Annotated in this window: 29 protein-coding genes and 2 other annotated features; of the genes, 7 read left to right on the top strand and 22 right to left on the bottom strand. The window is 32.8% G+C overall.

The window, feature by feature from the left end; all coding sequences use genetic code 11:
* The first annotated feature begins 159 nt into the window (after nt 1-159).
* Entirely contained in the window at nt 160-816 is a 657-nt protein-coding gene (locus V5E38_RS23040; RefSeq protein WP_499211591.1) for a glycosyltransferase, read from the top strand.
* Between the two features lie 66 nt (nt 817-882).
* On the opposite strand, the gene V5E38_RS23035 is transcribed toward V5E38_RS23040, so the two are convergent.
* From V5E38_RS23035 to V5E38_RS23025, 3 genes are all read right to left on the bottom strand, one after another.
* Nucleotides 883-1,671 carry an EcsC family protein gene (locus tag V5E38_RS23035; protein ID WP_499211590.1) on the bottom strand — a complete coding sequence of 263 codons (789 nt, stop codon included), beginning with the start codon at nt 1,669-1,671 and terminating at the stop codon, nt 883-885.
* Nucleotides 1,672-1,911: 240 nt separating this feature from the next.
* Nucleotides 1,912-2,796: a sigma-70 family RNA polymerase sigma factor family protein gene (gene sigJ, locus V5E38_RS23030; RefSeq protein WP_499211589.1), complete on the bottom strand. Its 885-nt coding sequence runs from the start codon at nt 2,794-2,796 to the stop codon at nt 1,912-1,914.
* A 20-nt stretch (nt 2,797-2,816) separates the two neighbouring features.
* Nucleotides 2,817-4,121 (bottom strand): phytoene desaturase family protein, encoded by a 1,305-nt coding sequence (locus V5E38_RS23025; RefSeq protein WP_499211588.1) that lies wholly within the window; start codon nt 4,119-4,121, stop codon nt 2,817-2,819.
* Between the two features lie 243 nt (nt 4,122-4,364).
* Between V5E38_RS23025 and V5E38_RS23020 the strand changes: the two genes are divergently transcribed.
* Genes V5E38_RS23020 through V5E38_RS23010 form a run of 3 tightly spaced genes read left to right on the top strand, consistent with a single transcriptional unit; the run spans nt 4,365 to nt 5,739 of the window.
* On the top strand, nt 4,365-4,694 hold the full coding sequence (locus V5E38_RS23020) for a PadR family transcriptional regulator (protein ID WP_499211587.1): 330 nt from the start codon (nt 4,365-4,367) through the stop codon (nt 4,692-4,694).
* The gene (locus tag V5E38_RS23015; protein ID WP_387325727.1) at nt 4,691-5,095 is read left to right on the top strand and encodes a permease prefix domain 1-containing protein; all 405 of its coding nucleotides are present in this window, start codon (nt 4,691-4,693) and stop codon (nt 5,093-5,095) included. The genes V5E38_RS23020 and V5E38_RS23015 overlap by 4 nt, the downstream gene beginning before the upstream one ends.
* Nucleotides 5,096-5,106: 11 nt before the next feature.
* Nucleotides 5,107-5,739 (top strand): hypothetical protein, encoded by a 633-nt coding sequence (locus V5E38_RS23010; RefSeq protein ID WP_499211586.1) that lies wholly within the window; start codon nt 5,107-5,109, stop codon nt 5,737-5,739.
* Nucleotides 5,740-5,959: 220 nt separating this feature from the next.
* Here the strand turns inward: V5E38_RS23010 and V5E38_RS23005 are convergent, their stop codons facing one another.
* Together V5E38_RS23005 and V5E38_RS23000 are read right to left on the bottom strand one after the other, a co-directional pair.
* Nucleotides 5,960-6,601 carry an NAD(P)-dependent oxidoreductase gene (locus tag V5E38_RS23005; protein ID WP_499211585.1) on the bottom strand — a complete coding sequence of 214 codons (642 nt, stop codon included), beginning with the start codon at nt 6,599-6,601 and terminating at the stop codon, nt 5,960-5,962.
* 140 nt (nt 6,602-6,741) lie between these two features.
* Entirely contained in the window at nt 6,742-7,170 is a 429-nt protein-coding gene (locus V5E38_RS23000; protein ID WP_499211584.1) for an Rrf2 family transcriptional regulator, read from the bottom strand.
* A 273-nt stretch (nt 7,171-7,443) separates the two neighbouring features.
* On the opposite strand from V5E38_RS23000, the gene V5E38_RS22995 reads away from it, so the two are divergent.
* The gene (locus V5E38_RS22995) at nt 7,444-7,695 is read left to right on the top strand and encodes a hypothetical protein (RefSeq protein ID WP_499211583.1); all 252 of its coding nucleotides are present in this window, start codon (nt 7,444-7,446) and stop codon (nt 7,693-7,695) included.
* A 145-nt stretch (nt 7,696-7,840) separates the two neighbouring features.
* Here the strand turns inward: V5E38_RS22995 and V5E38_RS22990 are convergent, their stop codons facing one another.
* Both V5E38_RS22990 and V5E38_RS22985 read right to left on the bottom strand, forming a co-directional pair.
* Nucleotides 7,841-8,455 carry a LysE family translocator gene (locus tag V5E38_RS22990; RefSeq protein WP_098428497.1) on the bottom strand — a complete coding sequence of 205 codons (615 nt, stop codon included), beginning with the start codon at nt 8,453-8,455 and terminating at the stop codon, nt 7,841-7,843.
* A 10-nt stretch (nt 8,456-8,465) separates the two neighbouring features.
* Nucleotides 8,466-8,936 carry an Lrp/AsnC family transcriptional regulator gene (locus V5E38_RS22985; protein WP_097975163.1) on the bottom strand — a complete coding sequence of 157 codons (471 nt, stop codon included), beginning with the start codon at nt 8,934-8,936 and terminating at the stop codon, nt 8,466-8,468.
* Nucleotides 8,937-9,109: 173 nt separating this feature from the next.
* On the opposite strand from V5E38_RS22985, the gene V5E38_RS22980 reads away from it, so the two are divergent.
* A complete protein-coding gene (locus V5E38_RS22980; protein WP_499211582.1) occupies nt 9,110-9,559 on the top strand; it encodes a YmaF family protein in 450 nt (149 codons plus the stop codon).
* Between the two features lie 202 nt (nt 9,560-9,761).
* On the opposite strand, the gene V5E38_RS22975 is transcribed toward V5E38_RS22980, so the two are convergent.
* The 12 genes from V5E38_RS22975 to V5E38_RS22920 all read right to left on the bottom strand — a co-directional run bounded on the left by V5E38_RS22975 (nt 9,762) and on the right by V5E38_RS22920 (nt 18,700).
* Nucleotides 9,762-10,163 carry a VOC family protein gene (locus V5E38_RS22975; protein WP_499211581.1) on the bottom strand — a complete coding sequence of 134 codons (402 nt, stop codon included), beginning with the start codon at nt 10,161-10,163 and terminating at the stop codon, nt 9,762-9,764.
* 16 nt (nt 10,164-10,179) lie between these two features.
* Nucleotides 10,180-10,728 (bottom strand): NADPH-dependent FMN reductase, encoded by a 549-nt coding sequence (locus V5E38_RS22970; RefSeq protein WP_499211580.1) that lies wholly within the window; start codon nt 10,726-10,728, stop codon nt 10,180-10,182.
* Nucleotides 10,729-10,862: 134 nt separating this feature from the next.
* The gene (locus V5E38_RS22965) at nt 10,863-11,816 is read right to left on the bottom strand and encodes a ketopantoate reductase family protein (protein ID WP_499211579.1); all 954 of its coding nucleotides are present in this window, start codon (nt 11,814-11,816) and stop codon (nt 10,863-10,865) included.
* Nucleotides 11,817-11,840: 24 nt separating this feature from the next.
* A complete protein-coding gene (locus tag V5E38_RS22960; protein WP_499211578.1) occupies nt 11,841-12,488 on the bottom strand; it encodes a transcriptional regulator in 648 nt (215 codons plus the stop codon).
* A gap of 13 nt (nt 12,489-12,501) precedes the next feature.
* Complete coding sequence (locus V5E38_RS22955; RefSeq protein ID WP_499211577.1) at nt 12,502-13,620, bottom strand: GAF domain-containing sensor histidine kinase; 1,119 nt, start codon at nt 13,618-13,620, stop codon at nt 12,502-12,504.
* Between the two features lie 2 nt (nt 13,621-13,622).
* Entirely contained in the window at nt 13,623-14,066 is a 444-nt protein-coding gene (locus tag V5E38_RS22950) for an SRPBCC family protein (RefSeq protein ID WP_499211576.1), read from the bottom strand.
* 25 nt (nt 14,067-14,091) lie between these two features.
* Nucleotides 14,092-14,634 carry a GNAT family N-acetyltransferase gene (locus V5E38_RS22945; RefSeq protein ID WP_499211575.1) on the bottom strand — a complete coding sequence of 181 codons (543 nt, stop codon included), beginning with the start codon at nt 14,632-14,634 and terminating at the stop codon, nt 14,092-14,094.
* A 42-nt stretch (nt 14,635-14,676) separates the two neighbouring features.
* Nucleotides 14,677-15,663, bottom strand: a complete 987-nt coding sequence (locus tag V5E38_RS22940) for a GNAT family N-acetyltransferase (protein ID WP_499211574.1) — start codon at nt 15,661-15,663, stop codon at nt 14,677-14,679.
* 148 nt (nt 15,664-15,811) lie between these two features.
* Entirely contained in the window at nt 15,812-16,204 is a 393-nt protein-coding gene (locus tag V5E38_RS22935; RefSeq protein WP_499211573.1) for a YwqG family protein, read from the bottom strand.
* Entirely contained in the window at nt 16,167-16,367 is a 201-nt protein-coding gene (locus V5E38_RS22930; RefSeq protein ID WP_499211572.1) for a DUF1963 domain-containing protein, read from the bottom strand. The genes V5E38_RS22935 and V5E38_RS22930 overlap by 38 nt, the downstream gene beginning before the upstream one ends.
* Nucleotides 16,368-16,483: 116 nt before the next feature.
* A complete protein-coding gene (locus V5E38_RS22925) occupies nt 16,484-16,852 on the bottom strand; it encodes a VOC family protein (protein ID WP_499211571.1) in 369 nt (122 codons plus the stop codon).
* Between the two features lie 111 nt (nt 16,853-16,963).
* On the bottom strand, nt 16,964-18,700 hold the full coding sequence (locus tag V5E38_RS22920) for an aromatic amino acid hydroxylase (RefSeq protein ID WP_499211570.1): 1,737 nt from the start codon (nt 18,698-18,700) through the stop codon (nt 16,964-16,966).
* Between the two features lie 372 nt (nt 18,701-19,072).
* Nucleotides 19,073-19,304, bottom strand: a binding site (T-box leader).
* 48 nt (nt 19,305-19,352) lie between these two features.
* Nucleotides 19,353-19,581: a binding site (T-box leader), on the bottom strand.
* 837 nt (nt 19,582-20,418) lie between these two features.
* Here V5E38_RS22920 and V5E38_RS22915 point away from each other — a divergent pair.
* Nucleotides 20,419-20,985 (top strand): biotin transporter BioY, encoded by a 567-nt coding sequence (locus V5E38_RS22915; protein WP_499211569.1) that lies wholly within the window; start codon nt 20,419-20,421, stop codon nt 20,983-20,985.
* A 58-nt stretch (nt 20,986-21,043) separates the two neighbouring features.
* Here V5E38_RS22915 and V5E38_RS22910 read toward each other — a convergent pair whose 3' ends face one another.
* The 3 genes from V5E38_RS22910 to V5E38_RS22900 form a co-directional block, all read right to left on the bottom strand.
* Nucleotides 21,044-21,550 carry a VanZ family protein gene (locus V5E38_RS22910; RefSeq protein ID WP_499211568.1) on the bottom strand — a complete coding sequence of 169 codons (507 nt, stop codon included), beginning with the start codon at nt 21,548-21,550 and terminating at the stop codon, nt 21,044-21,046.
* A gap of 168 nt (nt 21,551-21,718) precedes the next feature.
* A complete protein-coding gene (locus tag V5E38_RS22905; RefSeq protein WP_499211567.1) occupies nt 21,719-22,222 on the bottom strand; it encodes a GDYXXLXY domain-containing protein in 504 nt (167 codons plus the stop codon).
* Complete coding sequence (locus tag V5E38_RS22900) at nt 22,212-23,474, bottom strand: DUF2157 domain-containing protein (protein WP_499211566.1); 1,263 nt, start codon at nt 23,472-23,474, stop codon at nt 22,212-22,214. Before V5E38_RS22900 ends, V5E38_RS22905 begins: the two co-directional genes overlap by 11 nt.
* Between the last annotated feature and the right edge of the window lie 381 nt (nt 23,475-23,855).

Below are 23,855 nucleotides of genomic sequence, written 5' to 3'. Positions count from 1 at the left end.
ATACTATATCAAAATTACTATTTTTTATATAGCCCATCTAATCATTTTTGATGTTTTCCATATACAAATGAACTAAATGTAAAAACTTTGAATATTACTTGAAAAAAAATCCAAAATAATACTAGTACATTTTGAAAACATTTCAAAGGAGACATCTAGATGAAGAAACAATTACTAAAATTCACATCTCTATTTTTATGTTTTGCACTAATTTTATCCCCTATTAAATCCAGTGCCGAGCAAGTAGATCATCGAGTTCATGGAAGATGCATAAGTAACTCGGCATGTAATTTCAAAGCAGATATGAGAAAGCTTTGGATGGATCACTTAATATGGACTAGTAAGTATATTGTTAGTGCTGTTGCTAACATGCCAGATAAGGATGTAGTACTTGCAAGACTCCTAAGAAATCAACAAGATATTGGGAATGCAATTAAACCATATTATGGTGCTGCCGCTGGAGATCAACTTGCTAAATTACTTACCGACCACATTGTAATCGCTGGTAAGATTATTGATGCTGCGAAAGCAAATGATATGGCAACTTTAAAAACTTTGAACGACACATGGTTTAAAAATGCAGATGATATTGCTGCACTCTTAAGTAAGGTAAATCCAAATTGGACAAATCAAGCTTTAAAAGATTTACTTTATACACATTTAAAAATGGTAACAAATGAAGCTGTAACTAGAATAAAAATGGACTGGGACGGCAATGTAAAAGCATTTGATGCTGGTCTTCAACATATGATTCCTATAGCTGATACAATTTCTTCAGGCATTATTAAGCAATTCCCAAATAAATTTAAATCTTAAACAAACGTTTGATTAATTAACAAAAAAGATGAATTTAGATCTAAACTAAATTCATCTTTTTTCTACTTATTTTAAATCATGCAATCTTTCCATGATCCGTCTTTTTTTATAAAGCATTCTACCAGCCTCGCCAACATCTTCAATTGCTTGTTTATTTACATATGCACCAAATATTAAACCTGCAATTGGAACCATTTGAAACAGCTTCTTCCATCCCATGTTGTCACGATATGTATAAAATACTTCTCTCCAACCTTCAATTTGAGAAAAGGCTTTTTTCCCTTCAATATTTGTTAATTCTTCTAATATCGCCTTTTTACCGACTATATCAGCAGATGTAAATTGTAAGCATTTAATAATGAATACTCTCTCCATTTGATCATTTGGATCATAACCATAAGAAATTGCTATTTCTTGAAGTGTCTTTAATGTAAGTCCTAATAAGATTGGGATATCGATCGCAATTGTAAACATTCCACCAAAACCTGTTGTCGCTCCTTGGACCTTTGCAAATTGTTTACGACTAGCAATAAAATCATTCGAAACACGATCCATTTGCTCAAGACTAAGTTGATTGACCATTTCAATTTCGGTTAGTTCTTCAATAGAAAGCTCCTTACCCATCCTAGTTAGAGTTGAAGGAACACTAACTAAATATTGACCACCAGCATTCACATACTTAGATAGCTCATCTAAAATAATTCCGATCTTATCGTGAACGAACTTAGGTGTAATTTTATCCAAGATCATAAATGGAATTCTACCGATTTTCTCCCAAAAAAATACGCTTTTCTGATCCTTCTCCCATTTTTCAATTTCATTAAGCTGCGTTATTAGATACTCTTTCGTTTCCATAAACACTCCTATAATTTTTAATCTAAACATAGTAACTACTAAAACTATAAAGCTTTTTGTGAAAAAAACCAAAAATAAAAAGGGCTATCTCATAAGCCCTTTATGAGTCAAGATATTTCATCTTTCTTACTCATGAATATCTTATGAGTTACTAAATCTCTTTTTTCCTGATTATATAAAAACAAGGAATCCCATAAAAAGTGGGACGCCCTGTTCTAATGTTTAAGATGTTCCTAGTACTCAACTTAAAAATCTTATTTTTTCAGGATTTCGAAGCATATAAATACTACGATAACGGTCTCCTTCTATTTCAAAACAAATTACGGTTGGCTCGTCGCCTTCACTTTTAACAATTAAACCAATTTGATTATTGATCAAAACAATATCGGTTTCGGATGGAGAGTTAATTTTCTTCCTAACACCAACAAGGAATGCAATAACATTTTTCTGTAGATTGATTGGGCGAAGAGCAGCCTTCGTTTTGCCACCGGCGTCTGTAATTAGTACGATATCTTCCGTTAAAAGTGATATTAGCATATCTAAATTACCTGTTTCCGCAGCTTCAATAAATCGTTTTGCAATGGCTAGCTCTTGATTTAGATTTCGTTTTTCCACTACATCCTTACTTTGGACTTTGCGCTTAAGTCTACTGAATATTTTACGGCAATTCAATTCGGTCTTATTTAAAATATTAGCGATTGTACTGAAGTCAAACTGAAAGGCTTCACGTAATACAAATACAGCTCTTTCGGTTGGATTTAACTGTTCAAGTAAAACTAAAAATGCATATGTTATCGTTTCATCTAAAATCATCTTTTCCATCGGATCATCATTTAAATCTTCAGGTAAGTTTTGAATAAGCGGTTCTGGAAGCCACGGCCCTATATAAACTTCGCGCTTATTTTTTGAGGATTTTAATAAATCCAAGCAACGATTTGTCATTATTTTACATAAGAATGCTTTTATATTATTCGGCTCTTCTTTTGTGTTGGATTGATTCATCTTTTGAACTGTAAGAAATGTATCCTGTACCAAATCCTCCGAATCCTCAACCGATCCTAGCATACTATATCCGATTGAAAATAAAAGTGGCTTATATTTAGAATATAGATAGTCTACTTCCATGAAGTATCTTCTCCTCTATTTTAAATTAGTTGAAGTTCAAGCTTCTCATTTATTAGTTTAGTAGCATTTTTAACACTTGTTAGAGATGCATTTAATAGAAGTTCTGTCTCCCCTACCCAGTCTCCTGCAATATAAATGCCTTCCAAGCCAATATCACTATTTGATAAATGTTTATCCAATTTATGAAATGGCTTTTTTATGTCGTTAGAAACGATAAGCTTAGGAAGATAGCGTCGTGAAATTACATAGTCTCTCCAACCTGGTTGAAGTACATCAAGCAAACCTTCTAGTTCTTCCTCATCTTTTGCAGAATCGGTTTCGTTGACCGAGTTTAAATATTTCATTAGATGAACTACAATTTCGCCTTCTTTATTCGATAATTTAGCTACTGATGAATGATTTGAAAAATACCATGGTTGATCAACACCTAAAGCAAAGTTGAGTTTTGGATTTGGTAAACCTTTCATGACAAGGTCAAGGCATGCAGCTTTTACTGGAATCATTTGATTACATTTTTGTAAAAATGAATCAGAGATTGGCTCATCTATTAACTTAACTAAATCAATTGGATTAATTGTCGATAACAAACAGCTAGTGTTGATCATAGTATCATTTTTCAAAATAAGATTTATGTTTGGATAAGAACCAGTAATTTTAGACACTACTGTACTATTTTGAATTGTAACACCAAGTTGGTTCGCCTTTTTAATTAGGTCGTTAACAATTGATTGCCATCCTTCGTTTATATACAATACCTTCGCACTACGAAGCTGACCTATTGCCACTCCGGCACTTATTATTTCAGAATTACTAGTAAATGTAGATACGCGTATAAAGGCTAAAATTAAATTCTTTACACGTTCACTTGTTATTTTTCTATTTAAATATTCTTCTAAACTAATATGATTGATTTCATCCAAATCCATTTTACGAATATGTCGGTAAAATCGAATAAATTCCATTTTTTCTTTCCATTTTAAATGATTACCCAAAAATAAGTTAAATGCCTCGATTATTTTCATTTGATTAGATTGATTTCCAAGAATAAATGCACCACTCAATTTTGGAAGCTTGCCAGAAACAGTAACACCTACTTCATTTAAAATTTCGATACAGTTTGTATATAATGCGTGTGCTCCAAGATTTAAATGTGCATCGCCAATTGTATTCGAAATACCTCTCCCACCTAATTTAGATGCTTTATCCAATAGAAGTACTTTTTTACCTGCTTGAGCTAAGTAAATTGATGCAGTTAACCCAGCAATCCCACCACCTAATACAGTAACATCCCATTTTTGATGACCATCTATTTGATTTAAGTTCATAATATTATCTCTCCCTTTCCTTTTCTTCACTAATTAAGACGAATGAAATACAAAAAATGTGACATATAGTAAAGCAGGACACAGAAAAGATAATTAGTTTATTTTGGCTTTGGACGGGCTTATTTCACTTCTATCGAATAGTCAAAAACAAAATCACATAAAATTACTTTGACAGACAGAGTAATTATTGTTAACATTACTCTATCAGATAGAATAATATTATAGAAGGTGAACAGGTGAATTATGGTTAGAAGTGACATCATACGCGGGCATCTTGACTCAATCATATTAAAACTTATTTCTGAGAAAGATCGCTATGGATATGAGATTTCTCAAGAAATTGGATTACGGACAGACAATCGGTTTCAAATAAAAGAAGCAACATTATACGCTGTATTTCAGCGCTTAGAAAAAAAGGAATTAGTGGAAGCTTATTTTGGCGATATTACACACGGTGGAAAAAGAAAATATTACAAAATCACTTCATTAGGTAAAGCATATTTAAGTGAATTAGTAAAAGAATGGCAAGAAGTAAAAGAAATTATTAATCTATTCATGGAGGAGATAGAATGAAAAAAATTAGAAATCATATTGAAGAACTATTTAAAGATGTTCCTAAAACTGAACAATCAGAAATAGTTAAACAAGAGATCATTCAGAACTTAGAAGAAAAAGTCATGTTTTTAATGGAAAATGGTAAGGAAGAAGAAGATGCTATAAACAAAGCAATTGTAGAATTTGGGGACATTGAGGAATTAAAGAGAGAACTTGGTGTTAAAAAACCAGATAGCAAGAAAGCAAATTTTGCAAAACTAAATTTATCTTATTCAATTTGGGGCAGTGGCTTACTAATCGCATTCTTCTTATTTATTAATTTTTACTACACTCCACAGACTATATGGTTTGTGTACCCAACGTTTGGTCTATTATGGTGGCCTCTTTCAATGTATTTCTACTGGCAACGTAAAAAGTGAGGTGAAGAACAGTGAAAAATTATATCGGTTTTGCAACTGCAGGCTGTATTATGACGATGGTCTTTTTTATGCTCGTTAATTTTATTACATCTCCTAGCACGATTTGGTTTATTTACCCATGTTTTTTCATTTTATTTTGGCCAATAAGTTTATATTTCATTGGAAAAAAATCGATGAAGCAATTCTCACTCTTTAGTAGTATCATACTCCTAGCTTTCTTGTTAGCGGAGAACTTAATTCACTCACCTGATTATCTTTGGTTTTTCTATGCAGCCTTTCCAATTATTAGTTGGCCAATTCTCATGCATTTAGGTAAGAATGCTAGAACATTACCAATTGCTCTTCTTGGCAGTATCATTACGATCGCATACTATGGGTTTTTGAATTTTATCGCTTTTCCAGAATATCCTTGGGTCATTTATCCGGCATTTGCAATTATTTGGTGGCCATTATCCATTTATCATGCGAATAGAAAAGCGTTTGTAGCATTTTCGTTTACAGCTAGCCTACTAATTAGTCTTTTCTTTATCATTGTAAATATCATTTCATCCCCAGATACAATTTGGGCTGTATATCCAATTTTTGCAGTTATTTGGTGGCCTCTAAGTATGTATTTTTATGGTTATAAAAAGAAACAAATATAGGCAATAATTGGCGGACTTCAAACTATGGGGTCCATTTTATTTTTATAAATAAAAAAAGCGATTCTAATAAAGAATCGCTTTTTGATTTTCAGACTGATTGCAAGCGCTAGTCTTTCGAGGCGCGAAGCCTGGTGAGGAGCGGAGTTACCTTAGTCGGTAATGAGCACCGCAGTCAGGCGAAGCAACGAAGAAAGCGAGCGTTTGGCGGGCAGTCTGAAACTTATTCTGCTTCAGAAACCAATGTAAATCGATCATTAATATGCTGTGGATTTTCAATCTCGTCTAATAATGCAATTGCATAGTCAGCATAACTAACGTAGCTATTACCTTTTTTATTAACAATAAAATTGTCTTTTCCTTTTTGATAAGCTCCTGTACGTTTACCATTTGGATCAAAAAATGCCGCTGGGCTAATAAATGTCCACTTAATATCAGTTGTTTTTTGTAATTCGTGAAGACCTTTTGTCATATGTGATGCAGTAGCATAATATTCTTTTGGAAATTCAGGTGTGTCCACTAATTGAATCGTTTTTTCTTCATCAACATACAAGCTGCCAGCTCCACCAACTACGATTAATCTAGTATCGTTAACACCTTTTAAAGAATTTATTAAAACATTCCCAGCTTCAATATAAAGATGCTCATGGTCTTCAGCTGCTTTAAATGCATTTACAACAACATCAAATTGCTTTAAGTCAGTTGAATTTAAATCTAATAAGTCCTTTTCCAATACTGATACTTCTTTATTTGTTAATTTAGAAGCATTTCTTACGATTGCTGTTACCTCATGTCCTCTTTCTACTGCTTCTTTTAAAATAAGATTTCCTGCTTTTCCTGTTGCTCCAATAATACCAATTTTCATCTTTTTTCTTCCTCCTAAAATTTAAGTTATTTTGACCTCATGGTTGTAACAAAAATAGTTACAACTACTTTAAAAAAATATAAATAATATATAGATGTAACAATTCAAGTTACATCATTTACAAAAAAAATTGAATGATATTATCCAATTTTTTTGCTTAATACTGTAACTAATTCTTCCATAGTAACTTCGTCCAGTATTTTTTCCATTGCTTCTTGTGCTCGATTTAAGATCAGCTCTAACACTGCTTGAATATTTGCACCGACTGGACAATTCGGATTCGGTTTCTCATGAAATTGAAAAAGTTCTCCTTCTTCTACGACTTCAACCGCTCTATAAACATCTAAAAGTGTAATTTCACTTAAAGGCTTATGAAGTGTAGCTCCACCGGTTCCTCGACGGACTTGAATTAACCCAGCATTCTTAAGTTTTCCCATTACTCTTCTAATTACGACTGGATTCGTATTTACACTTCCTGCAATCCATTCGGAAGTACAAAGCGTGCTATTCTCCATCGTGACTAAAGATAAAATATGAACAGCAACGGTAAAACGACTACTGATTTTCATAGGATTCAACCTCCGATGTAACCATTATAGTTACAACACTTATTATATGTCAATACTATTTATTTTACACAAACTTATGATCAATTTATATTTTTTTATTTAATAAAGCCAAGTTAAGCAGCAGAAAATCGTTAACAGCTACTATTAGAGGTAAACTTAGATCAGTGCCATAGTAGTTAAAATTTATTCAAAAATGGAAAAAAATGGTTTAAAAATAATAATAGCTAACTTATCCTTAAGCTATTAAGAAACATTAACAAAAGGGTGAAGAAAATGAATAGAAATGATCTTGCTTATCTAATTTGCTTTACGATTTTAGGTTTGTTTTTACTTGGTTTTGGAATCATGTATAAAAAAGAAGCTCATGCAGATTTAAAAAACAGTGGTGTTGGAGGAAATGGCGTAAGTGGAATAGGTGCTATCTTGTTCTTCCTACCTCATTGGGTATATAAGGCAATATTTATCGCATTAGGAACATTCCTAACGATTGGAATTTGGTATGTTATGTTTTTTTACAATAAATAAAAGACTTTCCATTCGAATCTAGAGAGAACAAAGAACCAATAAGAAGGGAGCTATTAGTATATAGCTTCCTCCTTTACTTAATAAGTGACATAATTCCTAAAACACCAATCATTAAACCCGCTATTTACTAATCCTAAGTGAGATTTCACATTAATCCATACAAAGCTATACCACCAAAAATAATAATAATAATACCTGATAAACGGTTAATTAATGTTAAAGACCGATCATTGATTCGAGATCTAAATAGTCCCACACCACTGCTTAATATTACCCACCACAAACTTGAACCACAAAAAACCCCTAATACTAAAATGACGGAAGAAACAATATTGCTATTTGAATTCGAGATTCCTAATCCTGCAAAAATGGCGATAAATGATAGAATCGTCATTGGGTTTGTTAGCGTTAAAAATAAAACGGATAAAAACGCATTAATTATATTTTTCTTTTGCGTATCAGATTGAGTATAACTGGCTTTTGAAATAAGTGTTTTTACACCTAAATAGCAGAGGAAGAAACCACCGATTAACTGAATCCAAAAATGCTGACCAATTAAAAAATTCATAATAACAGTTAATCCAAAGCCTGCAACTAAACCATAAATACCATCAGCAGTAGCAGCCCCAAGACCAGAAACCAAACCAACCATTCTTCCATACGCTAGAGTTCTACGGATACACAGTACTCCAATTGGACCAACAGGTGCAGCAATTGATAAGCCAATTATTAATCCTTTAATATAAAATTCAAGATTCATGTTACCCTCCCTACTCTATAGAAAATTTATGTTTTTGTAGTGGCAGTCGAAATGTTTCTTTCGTTGTATCCATTACAATTGTTGTTTTTGTTCTTATTACTCCCTTTAACCCTTTTATTTCATGGCTAATTACTCGATCTAAGTCTTTTGTATTTCTACTTCTAATTTTTAGTAAATAATCATCTTCACCCGCAATATGGTGACATTCCTGCACTTCCTCTAATTGATTAACAAGCTCTAAAAAAGGAGCTCGATTTTCGGGTCGCTCAAGCGAGACAGCTACAAACGCAGTTAATTCACTTCCAACTTTTTCTGAATCAACTAGCACACCAAACCCTTTAATCACACCTTGTTCAACTAATCGGTTAACACGTTCAGCAGTAGCCGGAGCTGACAAGCCAACTTCACTAGCTAAATCCGCCCACTTTATTCTAGAATTATCCATTAAACGATTAATAATTTTCAAATCGAAAGTATCCATCTATTTCAACCTTATTTTTATAAGTATTTATTCCATTTTACTTATTTTATGAAAGAATTTCAATGTATCCGAGTGAAAATACATTCTAAATATGCACGTTTAATAAACATATTTATTTACTAGTACTAATAAAATGAAAGGAAGACAATCTTTATCGAAGGGGGCGTCATTTTATGAAAAGAGACCCATTTGAATATCGAAAAAGACTAAGGGAAAGAGAAAATGAAAGAGAAAGAGAAAGAGAAAGAGAGTTAAATGAAGAAAATGAAAGAGAAGCTAATGAAGAGAAAGAAGTAAAACACAAAGAAGAAAAACCACAAACACATGTACATGAATTCGTGGCAAGTACCAAATTAGCCGAAGAAGATGACGATCGACATAATCATCGATTTGCTGGGGTGACAAGTGAAGCCATTCCTAAAGGAAGACACAGTCATATACACCGAATTGTAGTAAATACAGATTTTCTAGATCATCATCACGAGGTTATTATTGAAACGGGTCCTCCAATACCTGTAGGAAATGGTAAGCATGTTCACTTTGTCAAAGGAATGACCACGATCAATGATGATCATGAACATGATCTTGAATTCGCAACATTAATTGATAGACCATTGGTATAGGTCAATCGTAAAATTCAATTTATGTATATTTCATTCAATCTAATATACATAATTTTCTAAGGCCCATTCCAGGTTCTAACTCCTTTTCAAAAAATTTTACCGTTATATCAACAATTCTAAAAAATTGATTGCGTGGTATTTTAACACGATGAAGAACCTTTCATAGTAGGTCCTTCGTCGTGTTTTTTACTAAAATGAATTTCTAAGTATTCCTTAACCCTTCAGTATTCATTAACACAATTCTCCATCTATCCGGGTCTTCAAATGTAATACTTTTTCCGAGCCAATAAGGATTCTCAGGTTCAACGGCAATATAACCCAGATGATTTAATCGGTTTTTGACAAGATCTATTTCAGCTTTATGAGGTATATAAAATACTAAAAGATTATCCTTTGTTGGGGCAGGACATGGGCTTCCATCAATATGTTGAGTAAATTCTAAATGGTATTCAACATTAGGTAATCCAAACATGATTCCATCGTAACCATCGTGATTTTGAAAACCACCCACACGTTTTAAGCCTAGCCCTTCTCCATAGAACTTACTTATTTCAGCTAATTGGTTTGTAGGTCTTGCAATTCTAAACTGAACCCAGTTTATCATTGTCATCACCTTATCCTTAATAGTTTGTTGTTGCCCATTCTTCATTTAGCTTTTTTGATATTTGAGCATAGAGCTTCAATTCTTGAAATAAGCTATTTACTGAATAAGATGAATTTTCTTCTAACGCAGTACCTTCTGATATAAAGTCTGATGGATCAATCACAACTTGTTTCGATAAAATATTTGCATATAATGCTCTTAAAACAATTCTCATATTGTTAAGTGCATTAATGCCACCCTTTCCTCCACCGGCTACAGCCAATATTGCAACAGGCTTATCTTTAAAATGCTTACTACCTAAAAAGTCAAAAGCGTTTTTTAATGCTCCGCTCATTCCACCATGATATTCCGGTGTTGCAATGATCATAGCATCAGCATTTTCTAGCTGTGATCTTAATTTTTGGATATTAGCATTTTCATTTTGCTCCTCTTGACCATTATAAATTGGTAATACTAGTTCACTTAAATCAATTGTTTTTACATTGTATTTTTTCGAGATGATTTTAGTTAATATACCTGTACGACCTTCTTTTCTTGGACTACCATTAATCATTATAATATTCATATTTTCCACTCCTTTAATTCGTACCTTTAGTATAGTCAATTAATAAAGTCCGAACTTCAGTCGTTTGATAGAACTTTTCTACACGTTTAGGAGTATATAAAAATGAAAAAAATCTACAACTAAAGTTGTAGATTTCAAACTGATAAATGTTCGGTTTCTCGATTACTACGATCTTGATTCATTTTTTGATAAACTTTAATGTTTTGATAAACTAATTCAAGTAATTTAGCAGTTATATCCTTTTTCTTTGCAAGTTCTAGTAAATACCCTTGCAAATGATCCCCCTCTACTAATGACCATTTTTCCATATCCCTCTGCAAAGAGGACTTCATATCATATCCAAGAGCATCAATTGATTTCATATGCTCTTCCACAATATTTTCAGAAATCGGTGCACCATAGGATCTCATAATATTAGCGCACTCCACAAATAATTCACGGATAGTAGCTCTTCCACCATCACTTTCTCTAATTGGACCAATTGGCGCACGCATGAGAGACGTAACACCAGACATTACAGTAATAAATAAGTATTTATGCCACATATCCCGTTCAATCTGCTTACTAAGGACAAAGTCAGCTTTTGATCCGCTAAATGCATCAGCAATTTTTTTAATACGGTCAGTTTCTTTGCTTAAGAATTCATCAAATACAAGTCTAGCAGCTTTACTTGTTTGAGCAACTTCCCCAGCTTCATTCAAAGTTGTTTCGATAAAACATAAACCACCTATAACCTTTTCGTCACCAAATGCCTGCTTTAAAGGATTTAGATGAGCAATACCATTCAAAAGAGGTAAAATAACAGTTTGATCACCTACGAACGGTTTTACATCCAAAATAGCATCGCTTAAATGATATGACTTAGTCGAGAAAAGCACGATGTCAAAAATCTCGGCAGGACTCTTTGCAGTAATTAGATTCGGTTGAAATGAAAAATCACCATTCACACTACGAATAACTAAACCATTTTCCTCTAGCTGTTTTTTCCGATTAGCTCGTACTAAAAATGTAACATCTTCTCCTTTTTCTACTAAGCGTCCTCCAAAATAGCCGCCAATTCCTCCAGCTCCTAATACAAGAATTCGCATAACACTCTTCCTTTCTACTAATATCTAATTCATAATCCCATTTCGTACTGCATATAGTGCCAATTGAGTTCGATCTTGAAGTTGAGTCTTGGCTAATATATTCGAAACATGGGTTTTTACAGTTTTTTCTGTAATAAATAATGATGCTGCAATTTCTTTATTACTCTTTCCCCTCGTAATTTCCTTCAATACATCCATTTCTCGCTTAGTTAATTTGTCTTGAAATGACTCATCGTTCTTCGTTTCGATCTTCCCAGTTAATGCAGAAACTAATTGCGTCGTAACCTTCGAATGAAACTGTTTTTCCCCATCGTGTATCTTTCGGATCGCAGAAACGAGCTCATCTGGGTCACTATCCTTTAAATAATATCCCGCTGCACCTGCTTCAATTGCAGGTAAAATATGATCTTGATCATAAAAACTAGTTAAAATCATTACTTTAACTGTTAAGCCCTCTATTTTTATTCTTTTGGTTGCTTCAATTCCATCTAGAACTGGCATCGCTAAATCCATGATGACAATATCAGGTTTTAACTCTTTAACTAATCTTAATGCCTCTTCTCCGTTCGATGCTTCCCCAACAACTTCGATATCATCTTGCGTATTTAAGAAGAAAATAAGTCCTCTCCTAACTACATGATGATCATCAGCAATTACTATTTTAATAGACATAAAACGCTCCTTTTTAAAAAGGGATATTCGTCGTAATTTTTGTTCCTTTATTCAAATCACTTTCAACTAAAAACGACCCTTTTATCGATTCGACTCTTTCCTTCATGCTTTTCAAACCTAATGTTGGAATTTGTACATCCTTTGGGCATATAAAACCGACACCTTGATCTCGAATCGTCATTTTTACTTTCTTTGTACTGATTGATAATTGTAAATATACCGTATTTTGTCCTGAATGTTTTCTACAATTATTAAACGCTTCCTGACCTACACGCCATAACGTTTCTTCTATTTTAGAAGGTAATATCGTTGTACCTTTTACATTACTAATTACTTTTAAGCCTAGCATTTCACCATAATTAATTAATGCACTAACTATTCCTTTTTCAATACCCTGTGGTCTAAGCTGCCATATTAAGGCTTTCATTTCTGCTTGTGCTTCTTGGGCAATTTGTTGAATATGATTAAATGTATCCTTTGATTTCAGATTGTCGGATACATTTGCACCTGCTTTGGCAGTTACATTAATCGAAAACAATAATTGACTAACTGAGTCGTGTAAATCCTTTGCAAGACGATTTCTTTCTTGAATCACCTCAAACTCTTTTACCTGTTCTGTTAATTGAATTCGTTTAATTGCTGTTCCAATTTGCAACGCAACTGCACCTAGTAAATTCAATTCTTCCTGATCAAATTTTAATTTATTAGAAGCAGCAACATTTAATAAACCAAAAGATTCTTCACCTGCTTGCAGTGGTACAGTCGCATGATGAGTGACACCATTTGTTTCTCCCCAATTATGAATAACTGAGTTTTCTAATCTTTTACATTCCATAATGTTTGATGCCTTATTGAGTCTTCCGGTATTATATTTATCTACACACCAACAATCTCCATTGCACATTGGCTTAGCCTCTTCGTTCATAAGAGCAGGAGGTAATTCATGTGAAGCGACTAATTCGAAGCCCGCATTTTTATCAATTAAAAAAATCCATCCTGTATCTAGACCCGTAACTTGAATTAATTTGGCTAAGGCACAATTGAGGGTACTGTGTAAATTAGTACCCTCGTTTAATATTTCAGCAATTTCTTTTAATACTTGTAGCTCTAAAAGAAATGATTCTTTTTTCATACTTATGCTAATTCCTTCATTCGACGATCAAGTTGTTCAAGCACCATCGGCCATGCTTGCTCGTGTTGGTCTCTTGATAATTCATCTGGGAAGCCTGCATGTGTCAATCTAATAACTGCCGCTCCACTTTCATTTGTTGAAAACTCCACAGTTACTACAGTCTCCGTTTTGGATCCAGAAGTGAACCAAGTAATCTCAACAAGTTGATTGTGCTCAAGCTTTAAAAAGCGACCATAATGTGGATGACGTTTATCCTCAAAATGCGTCTCAAAGAAAAATACAGAATTAACCTCTGCCTTCATAATCACTGAACCAGGCGCAGCAAACCAATCACCAAATCTTTTTGTCCAAGCTTCATACAACACATCTATAGAATTTTCCATTACTCGTTCCACAGTGAGACTATGTGGCCTACTTGATATATCTGGATAACTAATAATATTCATATTAATCCCTCCAAAAGTTTTATAGTTATTCATTTTCATTAATGATAGCTAGCATTTGGTGATCTTCCCATTTCCCATTTATACGTACATTTTTCTTGGCAATTCCCTCTTTATGGAAACCCGCCTTTTCTAATACTCTTATTGAACCAATGTTATGCGGCATTACACCCGCTTCAATGCGATGTAATTTTAATTCATTAAAGGCATATTCTACAACTAACCTTGCAGCTTCAGTTGTATAGCCTTTACCATTTTGTTGTTCATCTAAAGAATAACCAACAAAACAACTTTGTAAATCTCCTCTTAAAATCTCTGCTAACATTGTAAAACCTATAAAAGCGTCTGTTTCCTTTAAAAAGATACCAAAACCATAATACAAATCATTGTCGCTTTTCTCTTTATATGACTTAATACGATCCTGCTGAGCTTCCAAAGTATAGAAACTCTCGTCTTTTATATATGTAAAAGGTTTAAAAAACGCTCTATTTCGAACTTCGTATGATAAAAAATCCTCTGCATCAGCAACTTCTAAATGTCTTAAATATATATTATTACCAACTAATTTCATCTGTTTCCTACACTCCCTAATTTCCCTGCTTTTCCTGACCCTTTAGACGCCTGTTGCCCAAATTATTCTTGGATCAATCTTACGGACTAGTCGATACGCTATCGGTTTAAACCCATTTTTTGGCCAGAATCTCGAGGATTCTAAATTCGTAATTCTCCAATCTGTTTCGCAAAATTTATAGCCATCTTTGTCAGCAACAGTAAGTCCATGACGTAATAAGGCCGTACTAACACCGATTCCCCGAGAAGATTCGACGGTTGCTCCTACTACTAAACTAATGCAAGATTCAGGTGTTAATAAATTCTCATCAGATGCTGCTGCTGATTTAAATACTTGGAAACCTACAATCTCATTTTGATAGATTGCTAACCATAACGTTGCCGCTTCATCATTAATAATGTCTGCGTAACCTTCCTTGTAATCATCTCTTTCTTCAATAAACCCTGGTGCAAATACCGGTGACTTCGCTTGATGTTCCATAATTACAGTTGCTAATTCACGTATTCTTTTTTCATCTTCACTAGTTGCCAATCGAATCTGTATATCTTCATATACTTTATCAGACGAAACTGACAAATCACGTATACCATGAACCTGCTCATAAGCATATCCTAAATGAAGCCAAGCATCTAAAGTAGACTTATTACCACTTGGTACCATTACGTAATGATTAAACGAACCAAGCTCTACCATTTTCTTGGCAAACTCTGCATATAATTCACGATATAACTCTTCACTTTCACTTTCTGCTATAGCCATTCCAGCATATTTAATCCATGTATGACGTTCTCGATTTTTATCTGTTTGAATTGACCCAATCATATAGCCAACTAACTCGGAATCATTCACCGCTGCAATACCAAAACTGTCCTTTTCATTAAAAAGCGCCTCAATAGCTTTCTTAGCATACGAAGCTTCTTCAAATTTAGATGGTAATTCAGGATTTATACTTCGGTCATACATATGACGGATAGCCAAAAGACTAGCCGCATCATCTAAGTGTATATTTTCGAACGCGATAAATTTCATAACAAACCTCCTTGCAACTTTTACAAGCTAAACTACTTAATAATTCTGATAATTTTAATTATCTCTTCATTCACTCATTACTAGTTCCATAAAAAGAGCATTACTTCCTGCTTGTAGCCGGATAATGCTCTCTTTCATCTTGTAAAATTCAACAACAATCCCATGTGTATAGAACATTAGTAAAATCCTTTTTTAACAGATCCTCTTTTTTAATAAAGAAGTTCGCTACACCAACGTCACCAAACATACATTCAATTGTATCATCACTATCAATTTGTAATAACAAGATAGAGTGATTTTCAGTTTTTTTTACATAATCTCTTGGATCTGACTGAGTAAAGTATGGATACCCTCCAATTCGATGACCATCTCCACTAAAATATTCAAAATAAAGCTCACCAAGCTCTTCATAATCGTCATTGTCAATTTCTGCGTCAAACGGTACGTCTAAGTTGATTTTTTCAAAGTCCATTGCTTCAGGGGATATTGGTTGGGCTGTTAATTCAAATTGCATTGCAGCTTCTTTCCCAATTGGATTCATCTTCTACAGTTATAAAAGAGAAGTCTTCAATTAAGTTTGTTTCATTTAAATTTTCATGATAGATAACCCTAAAGCTTTTTTGACTAGTTGGATGTTCAAAATCTTGCCCATAAAGAACATCATTCGCAATATAAAATTGAAGTAATCCCGATGTTGGAAGCACCTTCTTTTGTATTTGATAATTAAATCATATCAATTTTAACAATTTAATTATCGATAAATCTCTAAATTAAAAGTAAATAACCACTGTCAATTTACAGTGGTTAATCAATTATTTACTTAATGAAATTCTAAAAACTCGACCCTATTCCCAAAAGGATCATTAACAAAAAAACGAGTACGACCTTCTATTGGTGGTTCCTCCTTGATTTCAAAATTGAGTTGAAGAAGTTGATCTCTTAATGCCTCTATGTTTGTAACAATTAAACCAGGATGAGCTTTTTTAGGTGCAATAAAATCTTCTTGAATACTAATATGAATTTCTTGATTACCACAAATAAACCAGCATCCACCTCTGCCTTTTAAATTTTCCGGCTTTGGCAGTTCCTTCATACCTAAAATTTCTTTATAAAATTTTCTAGCCTCGTCCTCTCCACCCTTTGGACAAACTAATTGAATATGATCAATTCCTTTTATTTCAAACCCCATTGTTAACACCTCTCTCATTATGAAAAATTTATATCTATAGATTACCAGAACTAATTAATAAGAAAAGCATTACTTCTATAGAAGTAATGCTTTTCCCAATATTCTTACATATTATACTAGCTTTAAGCCATTTGTAATAAGATTCTTTAAAGTATCCTCTTTTCTTAATACTTCCAATTCAGCTTTTAGCGGCTCAACAATTTGCTCTAATTTAGCATTAACTGTTGCAATTTCAAGTAATTCTAAACGTAATAACCAGTCACTTTGGTGTTCACGATTAAGCTCATTATGCACAGCAATTAGTTTAGAAATACAGTCATCACAGAATGAATTCTTTTCTCTAATTACTCTAACTTCTTTATATAATTTTTCTAATTCAGTTAATGGAGCCGGTGTTTCCATTACGAACTCTACTTCTTTAATTGAATCACTAAAGTAAGATGTTGGGTCAGCTGCACCAGGGTATGCTGATTCAACTCGAGAACCAACTGCCATATCGAAAGTTCCCCACTCTTTTTTGAATAATTCTTTTCCTTCGTAAGTAACAGTACAGTCTTCAAATGAGATTAGTGCAACTTTGTCTTCATTCTTAATAATATTCACAATTCTACCGGAAGCGCTTACATTGCTTAAGAATTCTAAATCGACAAAGTTCCCTACGACAATACCTAAATTTTTAAGTGCAGCATCGTCACATTCTTCTAATTCAATATTTCCTTTTAGAAGTCCAATTGGTGTACCAAACCCTTTAGCATGGTAGTCTTTTCCGTGACCTTCTAATTGCTTATTATTTATTGAAAGTGCTGTTTCGCCAGTAGTATTAACGTAAATTGCTTCACCGTTTTCATCTTTTAAGATTGCATGAACAATACCAGTTACACTTAATCCAGAATTTAATTCAAATGTTGCAACGCTTTTTGATTTAAGTGCTTTATCTAAGCTTTCTGTACCACCTACACGGAATGCCATAGTGCTTGCTAATTCTTCAGCACCTTGCATTAACTCATCGAAATCTTTGCATATGAATAATTGTGCTTGCATTTCAGTTATATTTTTCGGCTGTAATGTAGAAGCTTCAATAGAGAAAGGTAGTCTTTCAACTGCATCTGTAAAGCAATGTGTGCTTTCGCCTACTGATGATAATAAACCAGCGCCGTAAATTTTGGGATTATCTAATTCACCAATTAGACCATATTCAACTGTTCTCCAGAATACGCGTGAAATTTTTTCAGCTTCTGAAATTCCAACAATTGCTTTTTGTCTTTCTTCAACTAATTTTTGTGCAGCAGCTTTTTCTTCTGTAGTCGATTTTGGATCTTCCATTACAATCGTTAAATTTCTAACTGCTTCAAATAATTCTTGTTTTTCTTTTGTAGCAAATGCCTTTGCACCAATTGAACCAATTTTTTGTACGTATTCTCTAAATACAGGGTCAAATAATATTGGCGCGTGTCCTGCAGCCTCATGAATAATATCTGGAGCAGGTGTATATTCTATATTCGTGATTTGTCTAATTTCAGTTGCGATTGGTAAAATACCATTTGCTAACAGTTCAAAAAATGCAGCACCTGGAATTAATCCATTAACGATTCCTGCGCCCCAACCGATTTTTGAAAGGCACTCGTTCATTTCAGCTACATTTGGAATTTTTTCCGTTTCAATTCCTGACATCTTTAGTCCATCGACAAATGCAGAATGTGCTTTATCTTTTAATGCATGATGATTTTGTCTCATTACATAGCGCCATACAGCATGATCAATTGGCGTGTAAAGATCATAATTTTGCTCCGATAAGTACTGTTTCAAATGAGGCGGTATTATTTTTGTTTCAAAAGCTGCTTCTTTCATGTCATCAATTCCCCTTTTTAAAAATTATTTCACTTAAAAATCTATTACTCTACTTTCTTAAAAATACCCGTTCTATCTATATCTTGCTAAAAGCTTTTTTTGAGCATTTTTAAGCAAGTTTCCATCATTTAACCATTTCTACTTTTTCCAAATTACTCCTTCTTTCTACAAAATCTTTTTTTATTCGGTATTTATAGTCGTAATCAACCAAACACATCACTCCTTTCAAACACGAAATGTGTGGAACTAGACAACTCAAAAAAAGACAAGCTTATATTTCATCTTAGTTCTTCTCACATTTGTAGCTTATTCCGTCACATCTATGCATGCACACAGGATTTTTTTACATAAAAAAATCCCTACTGTTTGCACAGTAGGGACGAACTTTAAATTCGCGGTACCACCCTAGTTATTAGCTGTTTTACTAAAACTTACTAATATCTTCATTTCATAACGGCTCTTCACCGTCTTCCCCTCACAATTCGTTTCGAAGAAGATGCTCGTGGATTGTAATTCATGTCGTTTTATGTACTGATTTGCACCGACCATCAGCTCTCTGTTTCAGGGAAAACTTCACTACTTTAATTCCATTCATTGCTTATTATTTAATTAAATTATTTTCTTAAAATAAAAAAGTCCCTACTGTTTGCACAGTAGGGACGAAATAGTCTATTCGCGGTACCACCCTAAATTATTAGTATTAAAAACAATACTAATATCTTCATTTCATAACGGCTCTTCACCGTCTTCCCCTCACAATTCGTTTCGAGGAAGATGCTCTAGGATCGTAATTCATGTGTTCTATGTACTGGTTTGCAGCAACCACCAGCTCTCTGTTACAGGGAAAACTCCACTACTAAAATTCCTATCATTGCTTTTCGCGATTCAATTAATACATACTTTATTCCTATTTTTCATAAATGTCAACACTTATCAATATTATTTTTTTGAAGTTTTTATTATTTTAATATAACGAAAATCCTTACCTAGTGAAATATATAATTAGATATATATACTTTAGACTCACAAACTAAATGTTAATTACGTATCCCGATTTTATAGTAGTAACACACTTTTTCTCTCTAGCTAAACAAGGATTTGGCAATCAATTAAACTAAAAAGTCTATTATCTAGGTTATTTACTAGTAACATAATCTTAGTCATGCCAATGTTATTTTCACTCTTTAATATTTCTTAATTTCCCATTGAAAATATACACTTTTTTTAATCAGCTTTATGTTTAAGGAAACAATTATATTAATATAATTCAACCCCGACACATTACTAACTTCTCTAATAAATGTCATCTATTCTTGAATAGGGGAGTACATAGAATGTTAGGAATGATTGTAGTTTTACCAGTTACAATTTTAATGATTGCTGGAATTATTTATGGTGTAATCAAATTAATTAAAAGAACTAGCTCTTAATTAAATGATGCAGGAAAAAAATTATAGTTTTGAAAGAAGAGTAATCGTATTCGAATTACACTTTTTTTATTAAATTGGGGACTAGACATTTTCCTAGAGCAATTACTTTTAATATACTTAGGTGAGCTCTCCTTAAGTCTTTTCCCTTCATTTAAACTTCTCAAAATTAATGATTTTAATACTCTTTAAATTTAATCATATTGACAATCTTCTTATATAAAATATAATTAATTTATAATATGTTAACTAACAAATAAAACAAGTTAACATAAAGAGGGAGATTTTGTAATGCAACAAGAAAGATTAAAAATGCTTATTAATTCAGCTTTATTTGCAGCAATTATTGGTATTCTATCCCAACTATCTATTCCTTTGCCCTTTTCTCCTGTTCCAATCACAGGACAAACATTAGCGATTGGCTTAGCGGCTACGATTTTAGGTAAAAAATACGGAACAATCTCTTTACTTCTTTATTTAGCACTTGGTGCAATCGGAATCCCGGTTTTCGCAGGTGGTGCTGCAGGGTTTGGTGTACTAGTCGGTTCAACAGGTGGTTATTTAGTTGGATTTATTCCAACTATTTTCATCATCGCTTACTATATTGAAAAAACTAAGTTCACAGTCTTAAATGCAATGATTGCAAACACAATCGGAATGTTTGTTACATTAATTTTTGGCACTGTGTGGTTAAAAATTGCAGCCTCTCTAAGCTGGCACGATGCAATGGCTTTCGGTTTCTATCCTTTCATTATTCTTGGATTAGTTAAAGCCTATGTAGCATCTGCATTAGGTGTTATTATTGGAAAACGTTTAGCAAAAGCTAATTTATTAAAACGTGATGAAATTTCAGCGTAATACAAAAAGAGCTCATTCTTATGATGTGAGCTCTTTTTATATTCTTAAAAAAAAGTTGTCAATTCATTCTAGAAGTATTAACCCTTTGTTTATTCTTCAAGTCAAAAACCAATCTTATTATTTTCAAAACTAAATAACCTAATCCACCGCCAAGTGTATTTAATATCAAATCATCAACATCAAAGCTACCTAGCTGAAATAATAATAACTGAAGTAATTCATAAGTTAAGCTTAAAATGAAAGTCGCTTTTAAAATTGATTTCAAATTATCATACTTCTTAACTATTAACGGCAACAAGAAGCCAAATGGCATAAACCCGATAATATTGCCAGCCAAATTACTAATTCTAATATCAAAATTAATATCAGCCAAAAACAAATAAAAAATAATCGTTTTGAATGGAATAAAGTTATTTGATCTCCACCAATCATCTCTAGCGAAATTAATTTCGAAATGGCTAATAAATTGTTGTACAGGTAAATATTTAAATAGAATTCTTTCAGTAAGGATCATTAAATAGAAACAGAATAATAGTAATAATATTATTTTTATAAACTTATTCATCTTTTAAAATCTCCATCATTTTATATACTAAATAATACCATATATTTCCACATTATAAAGATGACTTTTCGTACTAAATATGTCTAAAAATCAAACCCTTTTCTTGTCTTAAACTAGTAAACTCTTCCAAGATACTATAAAAAATAACCACTCAATTGAGTGGCTATTTCACTGAACATCGACAGCTTTAACGACTGATCGATCTCCTTTTTGCTGGATTGTAACAATATACTTAGATCCGCCTCGATTGTATTTGTCCATTTGGCTTTCTGGAATGTAAAAACGACTTAGATTATGGTTGATGGCAATTTCTTCGTCTTCTTCTAAAAATACGTATTGAATAGTTGCTTTAATGTATTTTGAATGTTTTGGACGATGATCCGTTACAAAATCTAATTGATAAATATCGTTTTGTCCCTTTTGAAAGACAATATAAACTTTTTCCCCTTCTTTCGGCTTACCTTTACCATTCCAATCCTTCATTGTTATTGAATCAAAATCATACGATAGGGCTGCATAATGTCCCAATAAAGGTTCCACTGGATCCAAACTTTCTGATCTTATTTTAAACGTATCGGCTGATTGCTTAAAGTACATAATGTTTCCAAGTAAAGCTAGTAATAAGATAAATTGAATGATTGAAAGCATAAGTAACTTCTTCTTATTTTGCATGTTCATCACCTCTTGCTTTTCTCGATTGGGTATAGACAAAATATAGAACTACTGCAAGGATAATAAACACAATTGATTTACTGATAAATGAAATTGCAAATCCTGTATAAATTCCAATAACGAGTGAGGCAAATGTTATAAAACCAATAATAATACTTCCTTTTTCCTGGCCAGATACACCTTTAAATAAACGTATACACGAATAAGCAAATAGTATTAATACTCCAACGATCATATTGGCTAATTGATCTTGTACCCCTAATATTGGCAATAAAAATATAAATAAGAAGATCCAAAGATAATTATTAAACGATACATTGTCCTTCCATTTCTTGTACATAGTATAGATTGCTAGTATTAGGATTAATAGAATGATCGCATCAAACAGTGGCACTGCAATCGGCTTTAAAAATCCATGTGAAAATTCCTTTTGTATCTCGTGGATTACATCATATGATCCTCCAAATAATGAAGTGAAAAATGTAAATAACCATATAAATATAGTAAATACAGGTAAAATAACATAAGTAATAATCCCACGTTCATTTAAATACCAAAGAATAAACACGACTAGAATGATCGGCGTCATATATTGGCGATCTGAAAATGTCTGGAAAAACATAATGACAATATAGCCTAGAAATGTGTAATTAAAGCTAGCATTCCATCGATTCTTCATAATTTTCAAGAAATAAACTGAGCAAAGTAACAATGGAATTTGAAGAAGATAAACATGTGCCGTTCCTATTCCAGCACTATAACTCAAACTAAAAAATCCAATTCCTAAGAAAAGATAATAGAACATATTATGCTTTAACACATAAAAGTAAAGGAATGCGAGCATTGTCCAAGTGATCAGAAATACTGGGCTGTCACTAGTAAATTGATACATTTGTACAATTAATACAAATGCACATGCGTACCCAATTACATTAATAAAGTTTAAACAATTCCCAAACAATTCTTTACCCTTTTGATAGCTTATAAATGCAACTGCATGGAAAACTAATAGTGTTACAAAAATAATGATTAATCTCATGGTTTGACTAAAATCGTTCCAGTTACTGCCCACAAGCGCTAAAATTGAGAATGCTACAAGTAATGCAATTAAAAATGGTATAATATCTCCTAAAAATGATTGCTTTTCAGCTTTAGCCCGATGCCTTTCATACTCGACTATTCGATTTAATGATTCTTCATCAAGTAAGTTATGCTTGTGCCATTCTTTTAGCTTCTGATCTAATTTACTCAAGTAATCCCCCCCTTTAGTAGCAGTTTATAAAACTACTTCCACTACTATTATAATTTCTTAATAAAACATAAATTACCTCTAAATCTAAAATTTTAGGAGAATATATTTAATCAAACGTTTGTTTAATTATTAAGATTTACCGCTAAGAGCTTTGTATTGTGTTCTTATTGTCCACTCGCCCCTAATATGATACCTCCTGTTCATGTTAACTATAAACCGACTGCATATTGCAAACCATCGATTTTAACATGATCTAAAGTGACGATTTTGTCACTTTCACAAACTACATAGTATCTAATTAATTTTTCCATAAACGAATGAATATTAACCCCACATACGAAACGAATAAAAAAACAGCCCTAATTCTAGGGCTGTTTTCAT

It is taken from the genome of Rossellomorea sp. GAMAL-10_SWC (genome assembly GCF_049568075.1).
Lineage (GTDB): Bacteria > Bacillota > Bacilli > Bacillales > Bacillaceae_G > Gottfriedia.
The sequence above is the reverse complement of the archived record's forward strand: the minus strand, read 5'-3'. Positions and strand labels throughout refer to the sequence as shown.

Excerpts from the sequence above, each read along its gene's own strand:
- V5E38_RS23040 (WP_499211591.1), top strand. The coding sequence starts at position 160 with ATGAAGAAACAATTACTAAAATTCACATCTCTATTTTTATGTTTTGCA.
- V5E38_RS23035 (WP_499211590.1), bottom strand. The coding sequence starts at position 1,671 with ATGGAAACGAAAGAGTATCTAATAACGCAGCTTAATGAAATTGAAAAA.
- sigJ (WP_499211589.1), bottom strand. The coding sequence starts at position 2,796 with ATGGAAGTAGACTATCTATATTCTAAATATAAGCCACTTTTATTTTCA.
- V5E38_RS23025 (WP_499211588.1), bottom strand. The coding sequence starts at position 4,121 with ATGAACTTAAATCAAATAGATGGTCATCAAAAATGGGATGTTACTGTA.
- V5E38_RS23020 (WP_499211587.1), top strand. The coding sequence starts at position 4,365 with ATGGTTAGAAGTGACATCATACGCGGGCATCTTGACTCAATCATATTA.
- V5E38_RS23015 (WP_387325727.1), top strand. The coding sequence starts at position 4,691 with ATGAAAAAAATTAGAAATCATATTGAAGAACTATTTAAAGATGTTCCT.
- V5E38_RS23005 (WP_499211585.1), bottom strand. The coding sequence starts at position 6,601 with ATGAAAATTGGTATTATTGGAGCAACAGGAAAAGCAGGAAATCTTATT.
- V5E38_RS23000 (WP_499211584.1), bottom strand. The coding sequence starts at position 7,170 with ATGAAAATCAGTAGTCGTTTTACCGTTGCTGTTCATATTTTATCTTTA.
- V5E38_RS22995 (WP_499211583.1), top strand. The coding sequence starts at position 7,444 with ATGAATAGAAATGATCTTGCTTATCTAATTTGCTTTACGATTTTAGGT.
- V5E38_RS22990 (WP_098428497.1), bottom strand. The coding sequence starts at position 8,455 with ATGAATCTTGAATTTTATATTAAAGGATTAATAATTGGCTTATCAATT.
- V5E38_RS22985 (WP_097975163.1), bottom strand. The coding sequence starts at position 8,936 with ATGGATACTTTCGATTTGAAAATTATTAATCGTTTAATGGATAATTCT.
- V5E38_RS22980 (WP_499211582.1), top strand. The coding sequence starts at position 9,110 with ATGAAAAGAGACCCATTTGAATATCGAAAAAGACTAAGGGAAAGAGAA.
- V5E38_RS22975 (WP_499211581.1), bottom strand. The coding sequence starts at position 10,163 with ATGATAAACTGGGTTCAGTTTAGAATTGCAAGACCTACAAACCAATTA.
- V5E38_RS22970 (WP_499211580.1), bottom strand. The coding sequence starts at position 10,728 with ATGAATATTATAATGATTAATGGTAGTCCAAGAAAAGAAGGTCGTACA.
- V5E38_RS22965 (WP_499211579.1), bottom strand. The coding sequence starts at position 11,816 with ATGCGAATTCTTGTATTAGGAGCTGGAGGAATTGGCGGCTATTTTGGA.
- V5E38_RS22960 (WP_499211578.1), bottom strand. The coding sequence starts at position 12,488 with ATGTCTATTAAAATAGTAATTGCTGATGATCATCATGTAGTTAGGAGA.
- V5E38_RS22955 (WP_499211577.1), bottom strand. The coding sequence starts at position 13,620 with ATGAAAAAAGAATCATTTCTTTTAGAGCTACAAGTATTAAAAGAAATT.
- V5E38_RS22950 (WP_499211576.1), bottom strand. The coding sequence starts at position 14,066 with ATGAATATTATTAGTTATCCAGATATATCAAGTAGGCCACATAGTCTC.
- V5E38_RS22945 (WP_499211575.1), bottom strand. The coding sequence starts at position 14,634 with ATGAAATTAGTTGGTAATAATATATATTTAAGACATTTAGAAGTTGCT.
- V5E38_RS22940 (WP_499211574.1), bottom strand. The coding sequence starts at position 15,663 with ATGAAATTTATCGCGTTCGAAAATATACACTTAGATGATGCGGCTAGT.
- V5E38_RS22935 (WP_499211573.1), bottom strand. The coding sequence starts at position 16,204 with ATGAATCCAATTGGGAAAGAAGCTGCAATGCAATTTGAATTAACAGCC.
- V5E38_RS22925 (WP_499211571.1), bottom strand. The coding sequence starts at position 16,852 with ATGGGGTTTGAAATAAAAGGAATTGATCATATTCAATTAGTTTGTCCA.
- V5E38_RS22920 (WP_499211570.1), bottom strand. The coding sequence starts at position 18,700 with ATGAAAGAAGCAGCTTTTGAAACAAAAATAATACCGCCTCATTTGAAA.
- V5E38_RS22915 (WP_499211569.1), top strand. The coding sequence starts at position 20,419 with ATGCAACAAGAAAGATTAAAAATGCTTATTAATTCAGCTTTATTTGCA.
- V5E38_RS22910 (WP_499211568.1), bottom strand. The coding sequence starts at position 21,550 with ATGAATAAGTTTATAAAAATAATATTATTACTATTATTCTGTTTCTAT.
- V5E38_RS22905 (WP_499211567.1), bottom strand. The coding sequence starts at position 22,222 with ATGCAAAATAAGAAGAAGTTACTTATGCTTTCAATCATTCAATTTATC.